At 54.1% G+C, this 15,287-nt stretch carries 10 protein-coding genes; 3 read left to right on the forward strand and 7 right to left on the reverse strand.

The genetic code is table 11. The features are described from left to right. The coding region (locus tag ABKW30_RS00005) for a hypothetical protein (protein ID WP_348595965.1) at positions 1–301 on the forward strand (301 nt) is incomplete at its 5' end. Between the two features lie 274 nt (positions 302–575). Beyond that, a complete protein-coding gene (locus ABKW30_RS00010; protein WP_348595966.1) occupies positions 576–2,552 on the forward strand; it encodes a M23 family metallopeptidase in 1,977 nt (658 codons plus the stop codon). 3 nt (positions 2,553–2,555) lie between these two features. On the opposite strand, the gene ABKW30_RS00015 is transcribed toward ABKW30_RS00010, so the two are convergent. From ABKW30_RS00015 to ABKW30_RS00045, 7 genes are all read right to left on the reverse strand, one after another. Next, positions 2,556–3,947: a L,D-transpeptidase gene (locus tag ABKW30_RS00015; protein ID WP_348595968.1), complete on the reverse strand. Its 1,392-nt coding sequence runs from the start codon at positions 3,945–3,947 to the stop codon at positions 2,556–2,558. 198 nt (positions 3,948–4,145) lie between these two features. Beyond that, positions 4,146–6,758, reverse strand: coding sequence for an ATP-dependent chaperone ClpB (clpB, locus tag ABKW30_RS00020; protein ID WP_348595969.1), 2,613 nt, complete (start codon positions 6,756–6,758; stop codon positions 4,146–4,148). Between the two features lie 844 nt (positions 6,759–7,602). Beyond that, positions 7,603–8,433, reverse strand: coding sequence for a DUF4167 domain-containing protein (locus tag ABKW30_RS00025; RefSeq protein WP_348595970.1), 831 nt, complete (start codon positions 8,431–8,433; stop codon positions 7,603–7,605). Between the two features lie 317 nt (positions 8,434–8,750). Then, the gene (gene prmC, locus ABKW30_RS00030) at positions 8,751–9,632 is read right to left on the reverse strand and encodes a peptide chain release factor N(5)-glutamine methyltransferase (RefSeq protein WP_348595971.1); all 882 of its coding nucleotides are present in this window, start codon (positions 9,630–9,632) and stop codon (positions 8,751–8,753) included. Next, a complete protein-coding gene (gene prfA, locus ABKW30_RS00035) occupies positions 9,619–10,698 on the reverse strand; it encodes a peptide chain release factor 1 (protein ID WP_348597541.1) in 1,080 nt (359 codons plus the stop codon). Before prfA ends, prmC begins: the two co-directional genes overlap by 14 nt. Before the next feature lie 7 nt (positions 10,699–10,705). Further along, positions 10,706–12,982 carry a phosphoenolpyruvate--protein phosphotransferase gene (gene ptsP / locus ABKW30_RS00040; RefSeq protein ID WP_348595972.1) on the reverse strand — a complete coding sequence of 759 codons (2,277 nt, stop codon included), beginning with the start codon at positions 12,980–12,982 and terminating at the stop codon, positions 10,706–10,708. A 100-nt stretch (positions 12,983–13,082) separates the two neighbouring features. Next, on the reverse strand, positions 13,083–14,336 hold the full coding sequence (locus tag ABKW30_RS00045) for an aspartate kinase (RefSeq protein ID WP_348595973.1): 1,254 nt from the start codon (positions 14,334–14,336) through the stop codon (positions 13,083–13,085). A 190-nt stretch (positions 14,337–14,526) separates the two neighbouring features. Here ABKW30_RS00045 and ubiG point away from each other — a divergent pair, with 190 nt between their 5' ends. Next, positions 14,527–15,270 (forward strand): bifunctional 2-polyprenyl-6-hydroxyphenol methylase/3-demethylubiquinol 3-O-methyltransferase UbiG, encoded by a 744-nt coding sequence (ubiG, locus tag ABKW30_RS00050; RefSeq protein WP_348595974.1) that lies wholly within the window; start codon positions 14,527–14,529, stop codon positions 15,268–15,270. Positions 15,271–15,287 lie beyond the last annotated feature (17 nt).

Raw genomic sequence — 15,287 nt, forward strand, 5'->3', positions numbered from 1 at the left:
TTCTTCTGTATGCAATTTTCAAAGAACCGGCCATGATCAGATCACCGCCCAAATATCAACCCAGCCCCACCAGTCAGGCACAAACCCAACCAACAAAACCGGAAAAACAAACCAGGCATCACTGCCCGATCCGCAAAGAGAAACATCAAAACGCTCTCTAATTCCGTCAACGATCGCAGTCAATAAAACCGCCTGGCTTATGGGCGCATTCGGCAATCGCCAGCGGCGCCCCGCCCTCGTTGTGTCGGTATATAGACCCCACTCATCAAAACTGTCAACACCGATTTTGAAGTTATTGTGAAAAATGTGACAGAGTTTTTATAGCGGCCTTTGACTCACTCTAAAAGCCCGTAAATCCGGCCATAGACCTGTGGATAAATAGGAGGGTCACAAACATGCCCGATTTGCACCATAGCGCTCCTCCACCATGCGATACCTGTCCATACAATAAGAAGTTAAGGACGCACCGCGTTGACACAGCGATCTTACGGGGGCAAAACTGCGACCGCATGAAATACCAAGGCGGGGCCAAATGGCCGATACGCTTATCATCTCGTAAAGCCTAAAATTTATAAATGGCGACAGGTTCGACACGTAATCGTATGAATGAGTATGAGGGGCATTCTCTGATCGATCCGGGCAATGAGCCTCCGCTGATTACAGACGGACGCCGTGGCCCGCCAGATCGGCGTGAGGTTTCGGCACGATGGCTTGCCGGTACTTTTTTGACCGGCATCACATCGAGCATGCTCATTGGCGTCGCGCTTTTTGCTGCTCTCGACGGACGGGAACAATTGGCTACACCGCCAGAGCTTATGGCGCGCAATTCAATGCCGAGCGCCAATAACAGCGATGTGGTGAAGGGTGCGCGCGTAGCGGCAACGACCCCTGTTCAGAAGAATCGCGATCGCAGACGTCTTGACGTATCGACGATGTTTAAGGAAGGCGAGCGCGATGTAATCCGAACTATGCCGTTCGAGCTGGTTCACATATCACTTGCCGACGTTCACAATACCAATCGCAGGTATCCTTCATTCAATCCCTTGAATGTTTTTGCCGAAGCGAACGCCAATACAGATCCAGTTCCACGAACCGGCCTTATCTATGGCGCCAAGGTGGAGAGCGAAGTCAGCTTACGAACACTGGATTTCCCGTTGGCAACGGCTCAATACGACCCTTCGGACGATTTGAGCGTCGATGACGTTGAAGAAGTCGTCCGCAATACTGGTGCGCTACTCTCCGACGGTGCCATTCAAGTTGCCTCACTCCATTATGTGGATCCATTGCGCTTCGGCTCGGATGAAGACCCCTATAATCTGCGAAGCCCGCTTGCAGTGAAAATCATTCAGGAGAATGTCAGCGTATCGCCGCGACTGGCCGAGGACGCTGTAAGTGCCGGCTATTCCGAAGAGCTGATTCCTTTCCGCCGCGATAATGATATTCTAACTGCGCTCAGTGATGCAGGTTATGAAGGCAGCGATGCCGCGGGCATGGCAGACGCAATCTCGAAGCTTCTTAATTCCACACGTTTGAAAGCTGGAAGTGTATTGCGGCTCGGTATCGAGTCAGAGAACAACACTGATCAGATCATCCGCGCCAGCATTTATAACCGCTCCACTCACATCCTTACGATCGCACTGAATGATCGTGAGCAATACGTACCGGCAGATGAGCCGGAAATGACTCCCGGCCTTCAGGTTGCATTTGACGATAATCCTCCGCCTATGCGCCGAGCTGAAGATCTTCCAACTGTTTATGACGGCATTTATAGAGCGGGTCTTGCTTATGGCATGACCGACACAATGATCCAGCAGCTGATCAAGATGCTGGCCTCTGATGTTGATTTCCAGGCCCAACTATTGCCCACCGACCAGTTGGAAGCATTGTTTTCGCTGCCAACAGGTTCCGAGAAGGCAGACGAGCAGTCTGAAATTCTCTATGTCGCCGCCAACTTCGGTGGAGATTTGAAAAAGTTCTACCGATTCCACGGTGATGACGGCACCACGGATTATTACGATGAGAACGGGAAGAGTTCGAAACAGTTCCTTCTCCGCAAGCCCGTTCCAAATGGTGTATTCCGCTCACCCTTTGGCATGCGCCGGCACCCGCTGCTGGGTTATTCGCGCATGCATACCGGTGTTGACTGGTCAGCGCCTCGTGGGACAGCCATTATTGCCTCGGGTAATGGTGTTGTCGAGCGGGCAGGCTGGACCAATGGTTATGGCAATCAGACTTTGATCCGTCATTCCAATGGTTATGAAAGCAGTTATTCGCACCAAAATGCCATTGCCAGCGGCGTAGCTCCGGGCGCAAAAGTTCGGCAGGGCCAAGTTATTGGTTACGTCGGTTCGACTGGCCTCTCTACCGGTCCGCATCTGCACTATGAAGTCATCGTCAATGGCTCAAAAGTCGATCCGATGCGGATACGCCTGCCAAGTGGCGGTGAGTTGCGCGGTGAAGACCTTGTCGCGTTTAAACGCGAGCGCGAGAGAATCGATCAGCTCATCCAGGATGATGGAACGCCGCCGACCAAGGTTGCGGCCAGCGGCTGACGCTTATTCGTGAAACTCGACGGTCACGCCCTTTTGAACCAGCTTCGACAGCTCGGTCGCATCCCAATTGGTCAGCCGAACGCAACCGTGACTGTTGGTCTTGCCGATCTTGGAAGGCTCGGGCGTCCCGTGAATACCGTAAGTGGGCTTCGATAAGGCAATCCAGACTGTCCCAACCGGACCATTCGGCCCTGGCGGGATCGTCAGCACCTTATCATTCTCGCCCTGCTTGAAATTCAGCTTTGGGTTGTACGTATAATTTGGATTGAGTGCGATGCGCTCAACCTGCACAGTCCCGGAAGGCGAAGGCGTGTCCGTCGAGCCGATTGTTGCCGGATAGGCCACAACCAGCCTGCCCTCGGTATTGTAACCACGCACCTGTTTACGCCCCTTGTCGGCAATAATCTTCGTTACTGCTCCACCGGCACTCTGTCCGGTATTGGCAACCTGAATGGTTACGCCTGGTGTATTGAAATCGATGCCCGGATTGATCTCTTTGAGATAGTTTTCATCCATATGGAATCGTTCTGCCAGCAACTCCGTCACCGAGGTAAACGCCATCCGCTCCAGCTGGGCCTTGTGCGCATAATCCTCCGGAATGGACGCGACATAAGGATAGGCGGCATCCTCCGATGAAATGGTATAGGGCGTGAAAGCCGGACCGCCGGTCTGCTCAAGCGACGCGTTGATACCTTCTTCATTAAGCGGATCGAACTGCTGGCCCGTCATTTCTTCAAAAGCAGCAACAGCTTTATCGACGTTCCCGCCCTTATGGCCATCAATAACACCCGGCGACACCCCGATCCGGTCAAGCAGGACCTGAATAGCAGCGATCTTCGCCTTAGCACCCTGCCCCTTGGGCAACTCAACAGTGGGAGCCGGATTGGGATGAGCGGGGATTTGCTCCTGAGGAGCGTTACTCAGCCCATCGGACGGGAAATTCGGATCAAAAGGATCGGATGGCTGTAAATCCAGCTCGCCATTGGCTGGCGGCAATGGCTCGCGCGAGATATTTCCATAATCCTGTTCCGACGGAACCGGGTCCCGTCCACCATAAGGGTCATTGGAAATTGCGCCGGTATCGTATGGATCTTGCGGTGCCTCCGGAAAATAATCCGGGTTCTCGCCATACTGGTCGTTCTGCGGTTCTTCGACCGACACAATCCGACCGCGGCGATCCACAGTCACCCGGCGGCCGTACTCATCAAAATAGGACCGGAAGGATTCGCGGCGCGGGCGGCGTTCCTGTGGTTCAAACAATTGTGCGACTTCGAAAGATTTTTGCTGATAAACAGACGCAGTAACTGTCTCTGCTACTGCGACAGAGCCAAAACCAATAATGCCCGCTGTGGTAGCGAGCAGAATTTTCATCAACGGACCACGGTAAAACGCCATGCCTGAGCTTCCGATTTCCAACTCTTTGATGCAGTCCGGCGCTGCCGGAACTGCCAATAACTGATCATTAATCATAAAATGACGCGTTTTGATGTTTTTATGGTTAATGCTTTTAAGTGATCGTCGCATTTACTGGATGAACAAGACATGAAAATGGCCGCCTGATGGCAGCCATTTTCTTTGTTTCGATGTATTTCGTTACGCAGCTTCATCGCTTTCGACAACAGGGCCCGCTTTCGCAGCCTTGAAGTTAAGTCGATCCGAACCTGACGTAATTTTCACTGTTGACCCATCCAATATTTCACCAAGCAGGATTTTCTCGGCAAGCGGGTCCTGCACCTGCTTCTGAATAACACGCTTCAACGGACGTGCACCATAAGCAGGATCATACCCCTTATCGGCAAGCCAGTTTGTAGCATCGTCGTCAATCTTCAGGACAATCTTGCGATCTGCCAAAAGCGACTGCAAACGCTGCAACTGAATGGCAACGATTGTTCCCATTTCCTTACGCTTCAAACGATGGAACAAGATAACTTCATCGACACGATTGAGGAATTCGGGCCTGAACGAGGCTTTCACCACATTCATCACATCATCGCGAACCTCTTCAACATCCTGATCCTCACCCAACGAGACGAGATATTCCGCGCCAAGATTGGACGTCATGATGATCAGCGTGTTGCGGAAGTCGACCGTACGGCCCTGACCATCAGTCAGGCGTCCATCGTCAAGAACCTGCAACAGCACATTGAATACATCAGGATGCGCCTTTTCGATTTCGTCGAAGAGAATCACCTGATAGGGGCGCCGCCGAACTGCTTCGGTCAAGGCTCCACCTTCCTCATAACCAACATAACCGGGAGGCGCTCCGATCAGACGAGCAACGGAATGCTTCTCCATATATTCCGACATATCGAGACGAACCATCGCCGTTTCATCGGAGAACAGGAAAGAAGCCAAAGCTTTTGTCAGCTCGGTTTTACCCACGCCTGTCGGTCCAAGGAAAATGAACGAGCCGATAGGCCGGTTCGGGTCCTGCAATCCCGCACGGGCTCGGCGCACTGCTCTCGATACCGCCTGCACAGCTTCGCCCTGTCCGACAACCCGCTTGGCGAGCTCATCTTCCATGCGAAGCAGTTTGTCGCGTTCGCCTTCAAGCATCCGATCAACGGGAATGCCCGTCCAGCGGGAAACGACCTGTGCAATATGATCAGGAGTGACGATTTCCTCGACCATAGAGGTCGAACCGTCATTCTTTTCCGACTCCGTCAACTGCTTTTCCAGTTGCGGAATAGTGCCATATGCAAGCTCACCTGCCTTCTGGAATTCACCATTGCGCTGTGCAGACGCCAATGCATTGCGTGCATCGTCGAGTTGACGCTTGAGATCGGCTGCCAAACCAAGCTTCTGTTTTTCCGCCTGCCAGGTATTGGTGATCGCTGTTGATTGCTCTTCGAGGTCAACAAGCTCCTTTTCCAATCGCTCAAGCCGGTCACGCGACGCATTATCTGTCTCGACCTTCAAGGCTTCGCGTTCGATCTTCAGCTGCATGATGCGCCGGTCGATTTCATCCAGTTCTTCAGGCTTGGAATCCACCTGCATACGAAGGCGCGCAGCGCCTTCATCAATCAGATCGATAGCTTTATCCGGCAGGAATCGATCAGTGATATAGCGATTTGAAAGAGTGGCAGCAGCTACAAGCGCCGAATCGGAAATCCGGACTTTGTGATGTTGCTCGTACTTTTCCTTCAGACCACGGAGGATCGAGATCGTGTCCTCGACAGTTGGCTCATCGACGAACACAGGCTGGAAACGCCGTGCAAGGGCCGGGTCCTTTTCAACATGCTTGCGATATTCATCAAGCGTCGTCGCACCAACGCAGTGGAGTTCACCGCGGGCAAGGGCCGGCTTCAAGAGGTTCGACGCATCCATCGCACCTTCGCTTTTGCCAGCGCCGACAAGCGTATGCATCTCGTCGATGAACAGGATGATATCGCCATTGGCTGACGTCACTTCGGAGAGCACGCCTTTAAGCCGCTCTTCAAATTCACCGCGATATTTTGCGCCAGCTATCAGCGAACCCATATCAAGGGCCATTAATTGCTTGTCTTTCAAAGATTCCGGCACGTCGCCATTGACGATACGCAAGGCAAGACCTTCCGCAATCGCAGTCTTGCCGACACCGGGTTCACCGATGAGAACAGGATTGTTTTTGGTACGGCGTGAGAGAACCTGAATGGTCCGGCGGATTTCATCATCACGCCCGATAACGGGGTCAAGTTTACCGGCCCGCGCATCTGCGGTCAGGTCGCGTGCATATTTTTTCAATGCATCATAGCTGTTCTCGGCGGAAGCAGAGTCTGCTGTACGTCCTTTGCGGATATCGTTGATGACCGCATTAAGTCCGGCGGCAGTAACGCCAGCGCGACTCAATATTTCTGACGTCTTGGATGACTTTTCGATAGCCATGGCCGTAAGCAGCCGTTCGACAGTAACAAAACTGTCTCCTGCCTTCTGCGCAACTTCTTCGGCAGTAGCAAAAACCTTGGCCAGCGGCTGGGCAAGATAAAGTTGACCATTTCCACCTGTGACTTTTGGCAAGGCATCAAGTGCGGCCTGCAGACCGAGGCGCACATCCGCTATACGTCCACCGGCTCTCTCAATGAGAGATGCGGCAAGACCCTCTTCATCATCGACCAGAACTTTCAGAAGGTGTTCTGGAGTAAACTGCTGATTGTTTGATGAGAGTGCAAAAGTCTGTGCAGCCTGAATGAAGCCGCGAACCCGTTCCGTGTACTTTTCAATGTTCATTCTTGTCTCCTTTTACCGGACAACCCGAAATCGGCATTGTGCGGTGTGTTGGTGACGGACCCCCTGCAACGAGGCAGATCCATTCGCTCGATGCAGATATGGGAATATTATCCCCAACGTACAAGGCCGCATTTTCTGCTTTTATGACGCTTGTTCGACGTGAAACCTAACATGATATGCTTCCCCTTTGCCACGCCCGCTTTTTGCGTCTGGCTGTTGATGGGTGGGGAAAGACGGGCGGTCATCGAAGCGCGTCTTGGTAGATAAATTATGCGATCCGAGGACCGCCCGTCCGGCGATTTTGTCATCTGCCCGTTCCGCTTGGGGGGCTCCGGCTGCATCAGGCACGCCATTTGCGGCATGCCCTTGGTCGCCGACGCCCCTTAAAGTGCTCGTCCAGCACGCGCCGTTCCTAGTAACGGCAGGGGAACCCTTGGACAGAACTTCCCCGGACAACGGGTCCGTAACGCGCCATCGGAGGCGCCCATCCTTCCCCAACTTCGAACGGCTCCGGAAGCAGTTCCCCGCGGGAAGGACACGCAAAGAATAAATCAGCTCCAAAGCTGTTGGATAAGTTTTCTGATTTATTTCAGCATGATTGTCGTGCGTGGTTCGACGGGGCTCACCATGAGGAAGATTGTGGATTGCACGAAAGGTTGTCACCGTTGCAAATTCTGACCTTCTGCCAGACACGACCTCCCTCATGGTGAGCCCTCCTGAGCTTGTCGAAGGGCGAACCACGCACTGCACCAATGCCCTTGCACAAGTGCACACTTAATAAAAATAACAAAAACGCCACCCGCAGGTTTCCCCGCGGGTGGCGCATAATTCATTTCAAATCAGATCAAACGTCGGATTCGACTGCAGCGCGACGCTTTTTGACTTCCGCAACAATACTTGCTGGCGAAAGGTCGTTTGCGGCTTCCGGTGCACTTGCTGTAACACCAGCTTCCTCAGTCGCACGTGGACGAGCAGGTCTGCGGCCACGTGGTGAACGGCGAACTGCCGGCTTGGCATCGTCAGTTTCTTCCGGCGTGGTTGCACTGACTGCTTCTACTGCCGGGGCTTGAACACGCTGTGCCTGCGGTTGGCGCTGGCTAACGGTATCATCATCGTAGGCAACTTCTGCTGGTGTACCTTCGATAACCGGTTGCGGACCGCTGCCATTAATCGGCTGGTGCATTACGCGTTCAGGGCGCTCACGACGATCTGAACGGTCCTGCCGTTCCGGGCGATCCTGCCGCGGCTGGCGATCTTGGCGATCCTGACGCTCAGGCCTGTCCTGCCGCTCTTGACGTTCCTGTCGTTCGGGGCGCTCTTGCCGTTCAGGACGTTCCTGGAACTCCTGATCATTATTGCCGACATTGTTACCGTCGTCGTCGTAATTATTTTCTTCATCCTGCTCCTGATCATCGCGATCATCACGCTGATACTGGACAGGTGCCGCAGCTTGGGCGGCAAGAATGATACGATTGTAATGTTCTGCGTGCTGAAGATAATTTTCAGCCATCACACGATCACCTGCGCTCTGTGCATCACGGGCAAGGGTCGTGTATTTTTCTGCTACGTGTTGAGCATTTCCCCGAATTTTAACGTCGGGACCGTTGCTCTCGTAATTACGGGAAAGTGGGTTAGGACCTTTGCTGCGGTTATTGTTGTTACCGCGTCCGCGCATGCGCCTATTCTGCTGTACTGGCCTCATACTTATCTCTTTTCAGAAAATCAGGGGCGCTCATTTGCTCAACATTTCGAGTCAAAAAGCTTCGCTTCTCAAGTGCCGATCTGAAGCGCGCCCCGCGCTTCAATCGCATCCAAAGTTCATAAAACTTTTGTGCTACCGCAAAAAACATTCCTCCAAAACAAACGTTGGGAGAAAGCAAACCCTCATAAATTTGCGTATCAATCAACTTGATAGGCAGAACCAGAGTTGTTCGGTTTCGAGCGGTAACCGGAAACTAGCGGTCTTCTCCGCAAATTCCAAGCCTTTTTTCATTATTTTTCTTTTGTTGTGAACAAAAGCGCACGTTCATGCCCGCCAAAATCTTTCTTCACGTCATTGAGAACAAAATTCTCACGCCGGAAAATCGCCTCTATATCCGCCCGCTGTCCTGCCCCGATTTCCAGCGCGACCGCTCCACCCGAGAGAAGATAGCGCCGAGCATTGGAAGCAATGATGCGATATGGATCAAGGCCATCCATCCCGCCATCCAGTGCCCGGACAGGATCATGTAGGACAACCTCCCGTTGCAGATGCGCGATATCATCCGTCGGAATATAGGGAGGGTTGGAAATAATCATGTCAAATGAACAAGTTAGCTCTGAAAACCAATTCGACAAGAGCGCTGCGAAGCGCAAGGAGACACCGGCGGCGATGGCATTCTCGCGCGACGTGGCAAGAGCATCGGCCGATATATCGACACCTACCGCGCGCAGTTGCTGTAGCTGATCCAGCAATGCAAGGGCGATAGCGCCGGTACCTGTGCCAAGGTCTACGATGTCGGCAACGCCATATGTCGAAATCCGCTTTTGCAGAAACGGCAAAGCCAATTCGACCAAGGCTTCGGTGTCCGGACGCGGCTCAAGCGTTTCTGTGGAAAGTCCCAGTTCAATTCCGAAGAATGCACGCTTCCCGATAATGCGATGTACCGATTCGCCATTGATTCGGCGGGCGAGTACCGCGCCAAGAAGCTCCCGCCGGTCCACTTCAATCATCCGATTCGGATTACGGATTACTTCCAGCTGGTCGCAGCCAGTAACCCACTCAACCAAGAGACGTGCGTCAATATCGGCAGATTCAATTCCCGCTTCCGCAAGAGAGGCTCGGGTCTGCCGCAGTACGTCCGCCAAATGTCGGCTACGATCAGAATCCGTCATTCATCTGCGCCAGCAAAGCTGTCTGATAATCGGAAATCAACGCACCAATCAACTCGTCCAGATCGCCTTCCATGATGCGGTCCAGCTTATAGAGTGTGAGGTTGATCCGGTGGTCGGTTACCCGGCCTTGCGGAAAATTATAGGTACGAATGCGTTCTGAACGGTCACCTGAACCGACCTGGCTGCGGCGAGCTTCAGAGCGTTCACTGTCAGCCTTTTGCCGCTGCATATCGAACAGACGCGAACGCAGCACCTGCATGGCGCGGGCGCGGTTTTGATGCTGCGATTTTTCCGCCTGCACCACGACAATTCCGGATGGAATGTGCGTGATACGAACAGCGGAGTCCGTTGTATTGACGTGCTGTCCGCCTGAGCCAGACGCGCGCATCGTATCGATACGGATATCATCGGGGCGAATCTCGATGTCGATTTCCTCGGCTTCCGGCAGAACGGCCACCGTCGCGGCCGATGTGTGAATGCGCCCGCTGGCTTCCGTATCCGGAACGCGCTGAACGCGATGAACACCGGATTCGAATTTGAGCTTGGCGAACACGCCCTTGCCCGAAACCATGGCGATGACTTCCTTGTAACCGCCCGCTTCACCATCACTTGCCGATATGAGTTCAACCCGCCAGCCATTGGCAGAAGCGTAGCGCTCATACATGCGGAAAAGATCGCCGCCGAAGAGCGCCGCTTCCGAGCCACCCGTACCCGCACGAATTTCGAGGATGGCGTTGCGCTCGTCCGCAACATCCTTTGGCAGGAGAAGAACCTGTATATCCTGCTCCAGAACTTCGATACGCTCTTCGATTTCCGGCAATTCCACCTCGGCGAGTTCGCGCATATCGCGATCAGTGGATGCGTCATCCAGCATTGCCTGAAGATCAGCGGCTTCGCTGCGGGCGGCAAGGAAGTCACGTATCTTGAACACCACCGGCTCGAGCTCGGAATATTCCGACGCGAGCTTCACATATGTTTCGGAATCGGGATTGCTCGCCATCTGCGTTTCCATCATTGAAAAACGCTTCAGCAGCTGATCCATACGATCCTGCGGAATAGACATCAGATTAGCCTCACAGTGATATGCCTGCCTGCTCTGCAAACTTGGTCAGGATCGGGCGCAAAGAAACGGGATCGCCGCGATTGTCCATGGCATCGACCAGCTGAGCACTCAGCTCGTTCACATCGAGAGAACCAAGCATAGCCTTTATTGGGCCGATGGAAGCGGGTGACATCGAGATCGAGCGGAACCCGAGACCAAGCAGAGCCAGCGCGGAAATAGGCCTTCCAGCCATTTCGCCGCAAAGGGTGACGTCCGTGTTGTTGCGTATGCCCGCTTCAACGATCTGCCGGAGCACGCGCAAAAACGGCACCGAAAGATTATCGAAGCGATTGGTGATGATCGAATTGCCACGATCCACCGCCATGACGAACTGGAACAGATCGTTCGAGCCGACAGAGACGAAATCCACGACGGACATCAACTCATCAAGCTGCCACAGCAGTGACGGCACTTCCACCATTGCGCCAATCTTTACCCGCGTCGGCAGATTATGCGCGAAACGTGACAAGTGCTGCACTTCACGATTGATCAACTCACTCGCTTTACGCACTTCCGCAATTTCGGTAACCATTGGCAGCATGAGCCGAAGCTCCCGCCCTCCAGCGGCCTTCAAGAGCGCGCGAACCTGCGTGCGCAGCAGTCCCGGGCGATCAAGCGTCAGGCGAATCGCCCGCCAGCCCAATGCCGGGTTTTCCTCATTGGTCTCGCTGCGGAAGTACGGCAGCACCTTGTCACCGCCAATATCGAGCGTGCGGAACGTCACCGGCTTGTCGCCTGCAGCTTCAAGGACCGAACGATAAAGCCGCTCCTGCTGCTCCGCTCTCGGGAAAGTTGAGGCGACCATGAATTGCAACTCAGTACGGAACAGCCCGATCCCGGCAGCACCCGCTTCGACGAGTTGCGGCAAATCCACCAAAAGCCCGGCATTCATCAGCAAGGTGATTGGCACGCCGTCTTTGGTGACAGACGGACGGTCACGCAATTCGCGATAAAGCGCCTGACGCTTGGCGCGGAACTTGACCTTTTCGGAATAGGCCGCCTCCACGTCCGATTGGGGACGCAGATGCACTTTGCCATCATCGCCATCGACAATGATCGCATCATTGTTTTCGGCCATGGACACAACGCCCTTGACCTGTCCGGCAACGGGAATACCCATGGCCCGGGCAACGATCACCACATGGCTCGTCGCAGCGCCATCTTCCAGCACGAGGCCACGCAGGCGTTCCCGTGGGTAATCCAGCAACTCCGCCGCGCCCATGGAGCGGGCAACGATAATCGCGTCCTTGGCCAGTGACCCGGCCATGGTCTTCACGTCGCGCCCCATTAACTGGCGCAACAGGCGGTTGGCAAGATCATCGAAATCGCTCAGCCGTTCGCGCATATAGGGGTCAGTCAGATGCATCATGCGTGCGCGCGTATCGCTTTGCACTTTCTCGACGGCTGCTTCTGCTGTCAGGCCGTTACGGATTGCCTCTTCAAGACGCCGCACCCAACCATTATCGTGAGCAAACATGCGGTAGGCTTCCAGCACTTCCCGATGTTCACCTTCAAACGCCACATCGCGGCGCGACAGCATGTCATCAATGGAAACCCGCAATGACCCAAGCGAGCTTTCAAGCCGGTCGATTTCGGTATCGATGTCTTCATTGAACAGATTGGTAACAACAATACGAGGCTCATGCAGCACGACATGACCGAGGCCAACCCCGTCATTGAAGGCGCTGCCGGCAAAGCTCATCGGCTTGCCCATATCGAGTTCGACACCGGGACGCGCCAGCCGGGTAAGGCTACCAGCTGCAACCATTTCCGCCAGAACCATGGCCGTGGTTTCAAGCGCCTCTATCTCGTCCTCGCGATAAACGCGCTTTGTCTTGTTCTGAACAACGAGAACGCCAAGTGTGCGCCCTGCACGCAGAATCGGCACACCAAGGAACGAGTTGTAAATCTCTTCCCCCGTTTCCGGCAGATAGGCGAAGGCCGGATGGGTCTGCGCATCGGTAAGATTGAGCGGGCGCGCACTCGCGGCAATCGTACCGACAAGACCTTGCCCAAGACGCAATTGCGCCAAATGGACGGCAGATGGATTCAGACCTTCTGTAGCATAAAGTTCGAGTACGCCATCGGAGCGCAACACGTAAAACGAGCACACTTCCGCAACCATGTTCTGCGCAATATCGCGAACGATACGGTCAAGCCTCTCCTGTGGCTCAAGAGCCTCCGCCATCAATTCGCGGAGCCGCTTCAGCATGACACGAGGGCCGGTTGTCTGCGGCGTTGGCACCATTTGCTCCATAGCAATTATTGGCAAGGCCGGGATGACCTCGCCAATGTGATCTGTAGATCATGTCAGCCGACAAAAATACCGGCAAACAGAATCTCTTATGTCAATGCTTATCCAGACCGTAGACAGAATGCAAAGTGCGCACGGCAAGTTCCGCATACGGGCCATCGATTAGAATGGAAATCTTGATTTCCGAAGTCGTGATGGCACGAATGTTGATGCCCTTGTCGGCCAAAGCCCGGAAAGCCGTTGCTGCAACGCCCGCGTGACTGCGCATGCCGATACCAATCACCGAGACTTTGACCATGCCCGCCTCCGACTGAATAATATCACAGCCGATTTCCGACTTGACCTTCTCCAGCACGACCAGAGCCTTGTCCAGATCACCGGAAGGCACTGTAAAGGTCATGTCCGTCTTGGTGCCATCTTCCGACACATTCTGCACGATCATGTCGACATTGATGTGGGCCTCAGCAAGCGGGCCGAAAATACCAGCCGAAATACCCGGCCGATCCGCTACGCGGCGCAGCGATATCTGCGCTTCGTCCTTGGCATAGGCAATTCCTGTCACAACCTGCTGTTCCACGATTTCTTCCTCGTCGCAAATAAGAGTACCGGGCGGATTGATCAGATCACCCATGCCCGGCGCATCGGGGTCTTCAAAACTGGACCTGACAAATGTGCGCACTTTGTGCACCATGGCAAGCTCGACAGAGCGGACCTGCAAGACTTTCGCGCCGAGAGATGCCATTTCCAGCATTTCTTCGAACGAGATACGGGAAAGGCGGCGTGCCTTGGGCTCAACACGGGGATCGGTGGTGTAAACACCATCGACATCCGTATAGATATCGCAGCGGTCTGCTTTGACGGCCGCCGCAATGGCCACAGCGCTGGTATCCGAGCCACCGCGCCCGAGCGTTGAAATGCGGTTATCCGGGCCAATCCCCTGGAACCCAGCAATAACCGCAACCTGACCTTCCTTGAAACGTTCAATCAGAAATGAGCCATCAATATCGGTGATACGGGCCGCGCCATGAGCATTGTCTGTCTTGATCGGTATCTGCCAGCCCTGCCATGAGCGTGCATGAACCCCCATCGCCTGCAAGGCAATTGCCAGCAAGCCTGCGGTTACCTGCTCGCCCGAAGCAACAATCGCATCATATTCGCGCGCATCATGCATTGGCGAAGACTGACGGGTCCAGGCCACAAGCTCATTGGTTTTTCCTGCCATGGCCGAGACGACGACTGCTACTTCGTGGCCGGCATCGACTTCACGTTTGACATGCCGGGCCACATTACGGATGCGGTCGATATCGGCCACCGAAGTGCCACCGAATTTCATCACAATGCGAGCCATGGGAATTACCGTTCTGGAAAGGCCTGAAATTATATTGGAAGAGAACCAGTCGAATGAACAAGTTCCGCGCCAGTTGAATGCGGCTTCCCATAACCAAATTATGACATAACTGCAAGAACACGGGACGATTTGCACCTTGACATTTTTTGCCCGAAAGGGCCACTCGATAGGGATAGCAAAGGACAAGGCAATGGCCCAGGCAGAACGCAGTACAATTGATGTTGCAGAAGTCGAGCGTTTTTCACGCATGGCTGCGGAATGGTGGAACCCTCAAGGCAAATTCCGCCCATTGCACAAATTCAATCCGACGCGCCTTGCCTATATCAAGGAAAAGGTCTGCGCCCACTACAATCTCGATCCAAACAGTCCACAGCCGTTCAAGGGTCTCCGTTTTCTCGATATTGGCTGCGGCGGCGGACTGCTTTGCGAACCCATGGCGCGTCTTGGCGCGACGGTTGTTGGTGCCGATGCCGGCGAAACCAATATTGAAGTTGCAAAAATCCACGCTGCCCAGAGCGGGCTGGACATAGATTATCGTGCAACGACAGCCGAAGCTCTGGCGGAAGCCGGTGAAAAGTTCGATGTTGTCCTGAACATGGAAGTCGTCGAACACGTTGCCGACGTTGACCTCTATATGTCCGCCTGTTCGCAGATGGTCAAGCCGGGTGGCATGACCTTCGTTGCAACGATCAACCGCACACTGAAAGCTCTTGGGCTTGCAATCTTCGGTGCAGAATATGTATTGCGCTGGCTGCCGCGCGGCACCCATCAGTATGAAAAGCTGGTGCGTCCGGAAGAGCTGGAAGCTGCACTCGGCGCAGCAGGTCTGACAGTTACCGAGAAAGTCGGCGTAACATATAATCCATTTGCCGACAGCTGGAACCGCTCAACCGATACAGACGTGAATTACATGGTTCTGGCTGTACGGCCATAGCGCCGAGGCACACTCTT

The organism is Phyllobacterium sp. SB3 (assembly GCF_040009165.1).
Classification (GTDB): domain Bacteria; phylum Pseudomonadota; class Alphaproteobacteria; order Rhizobiales; family Rhizobiaceae; genus Phyllobacterium.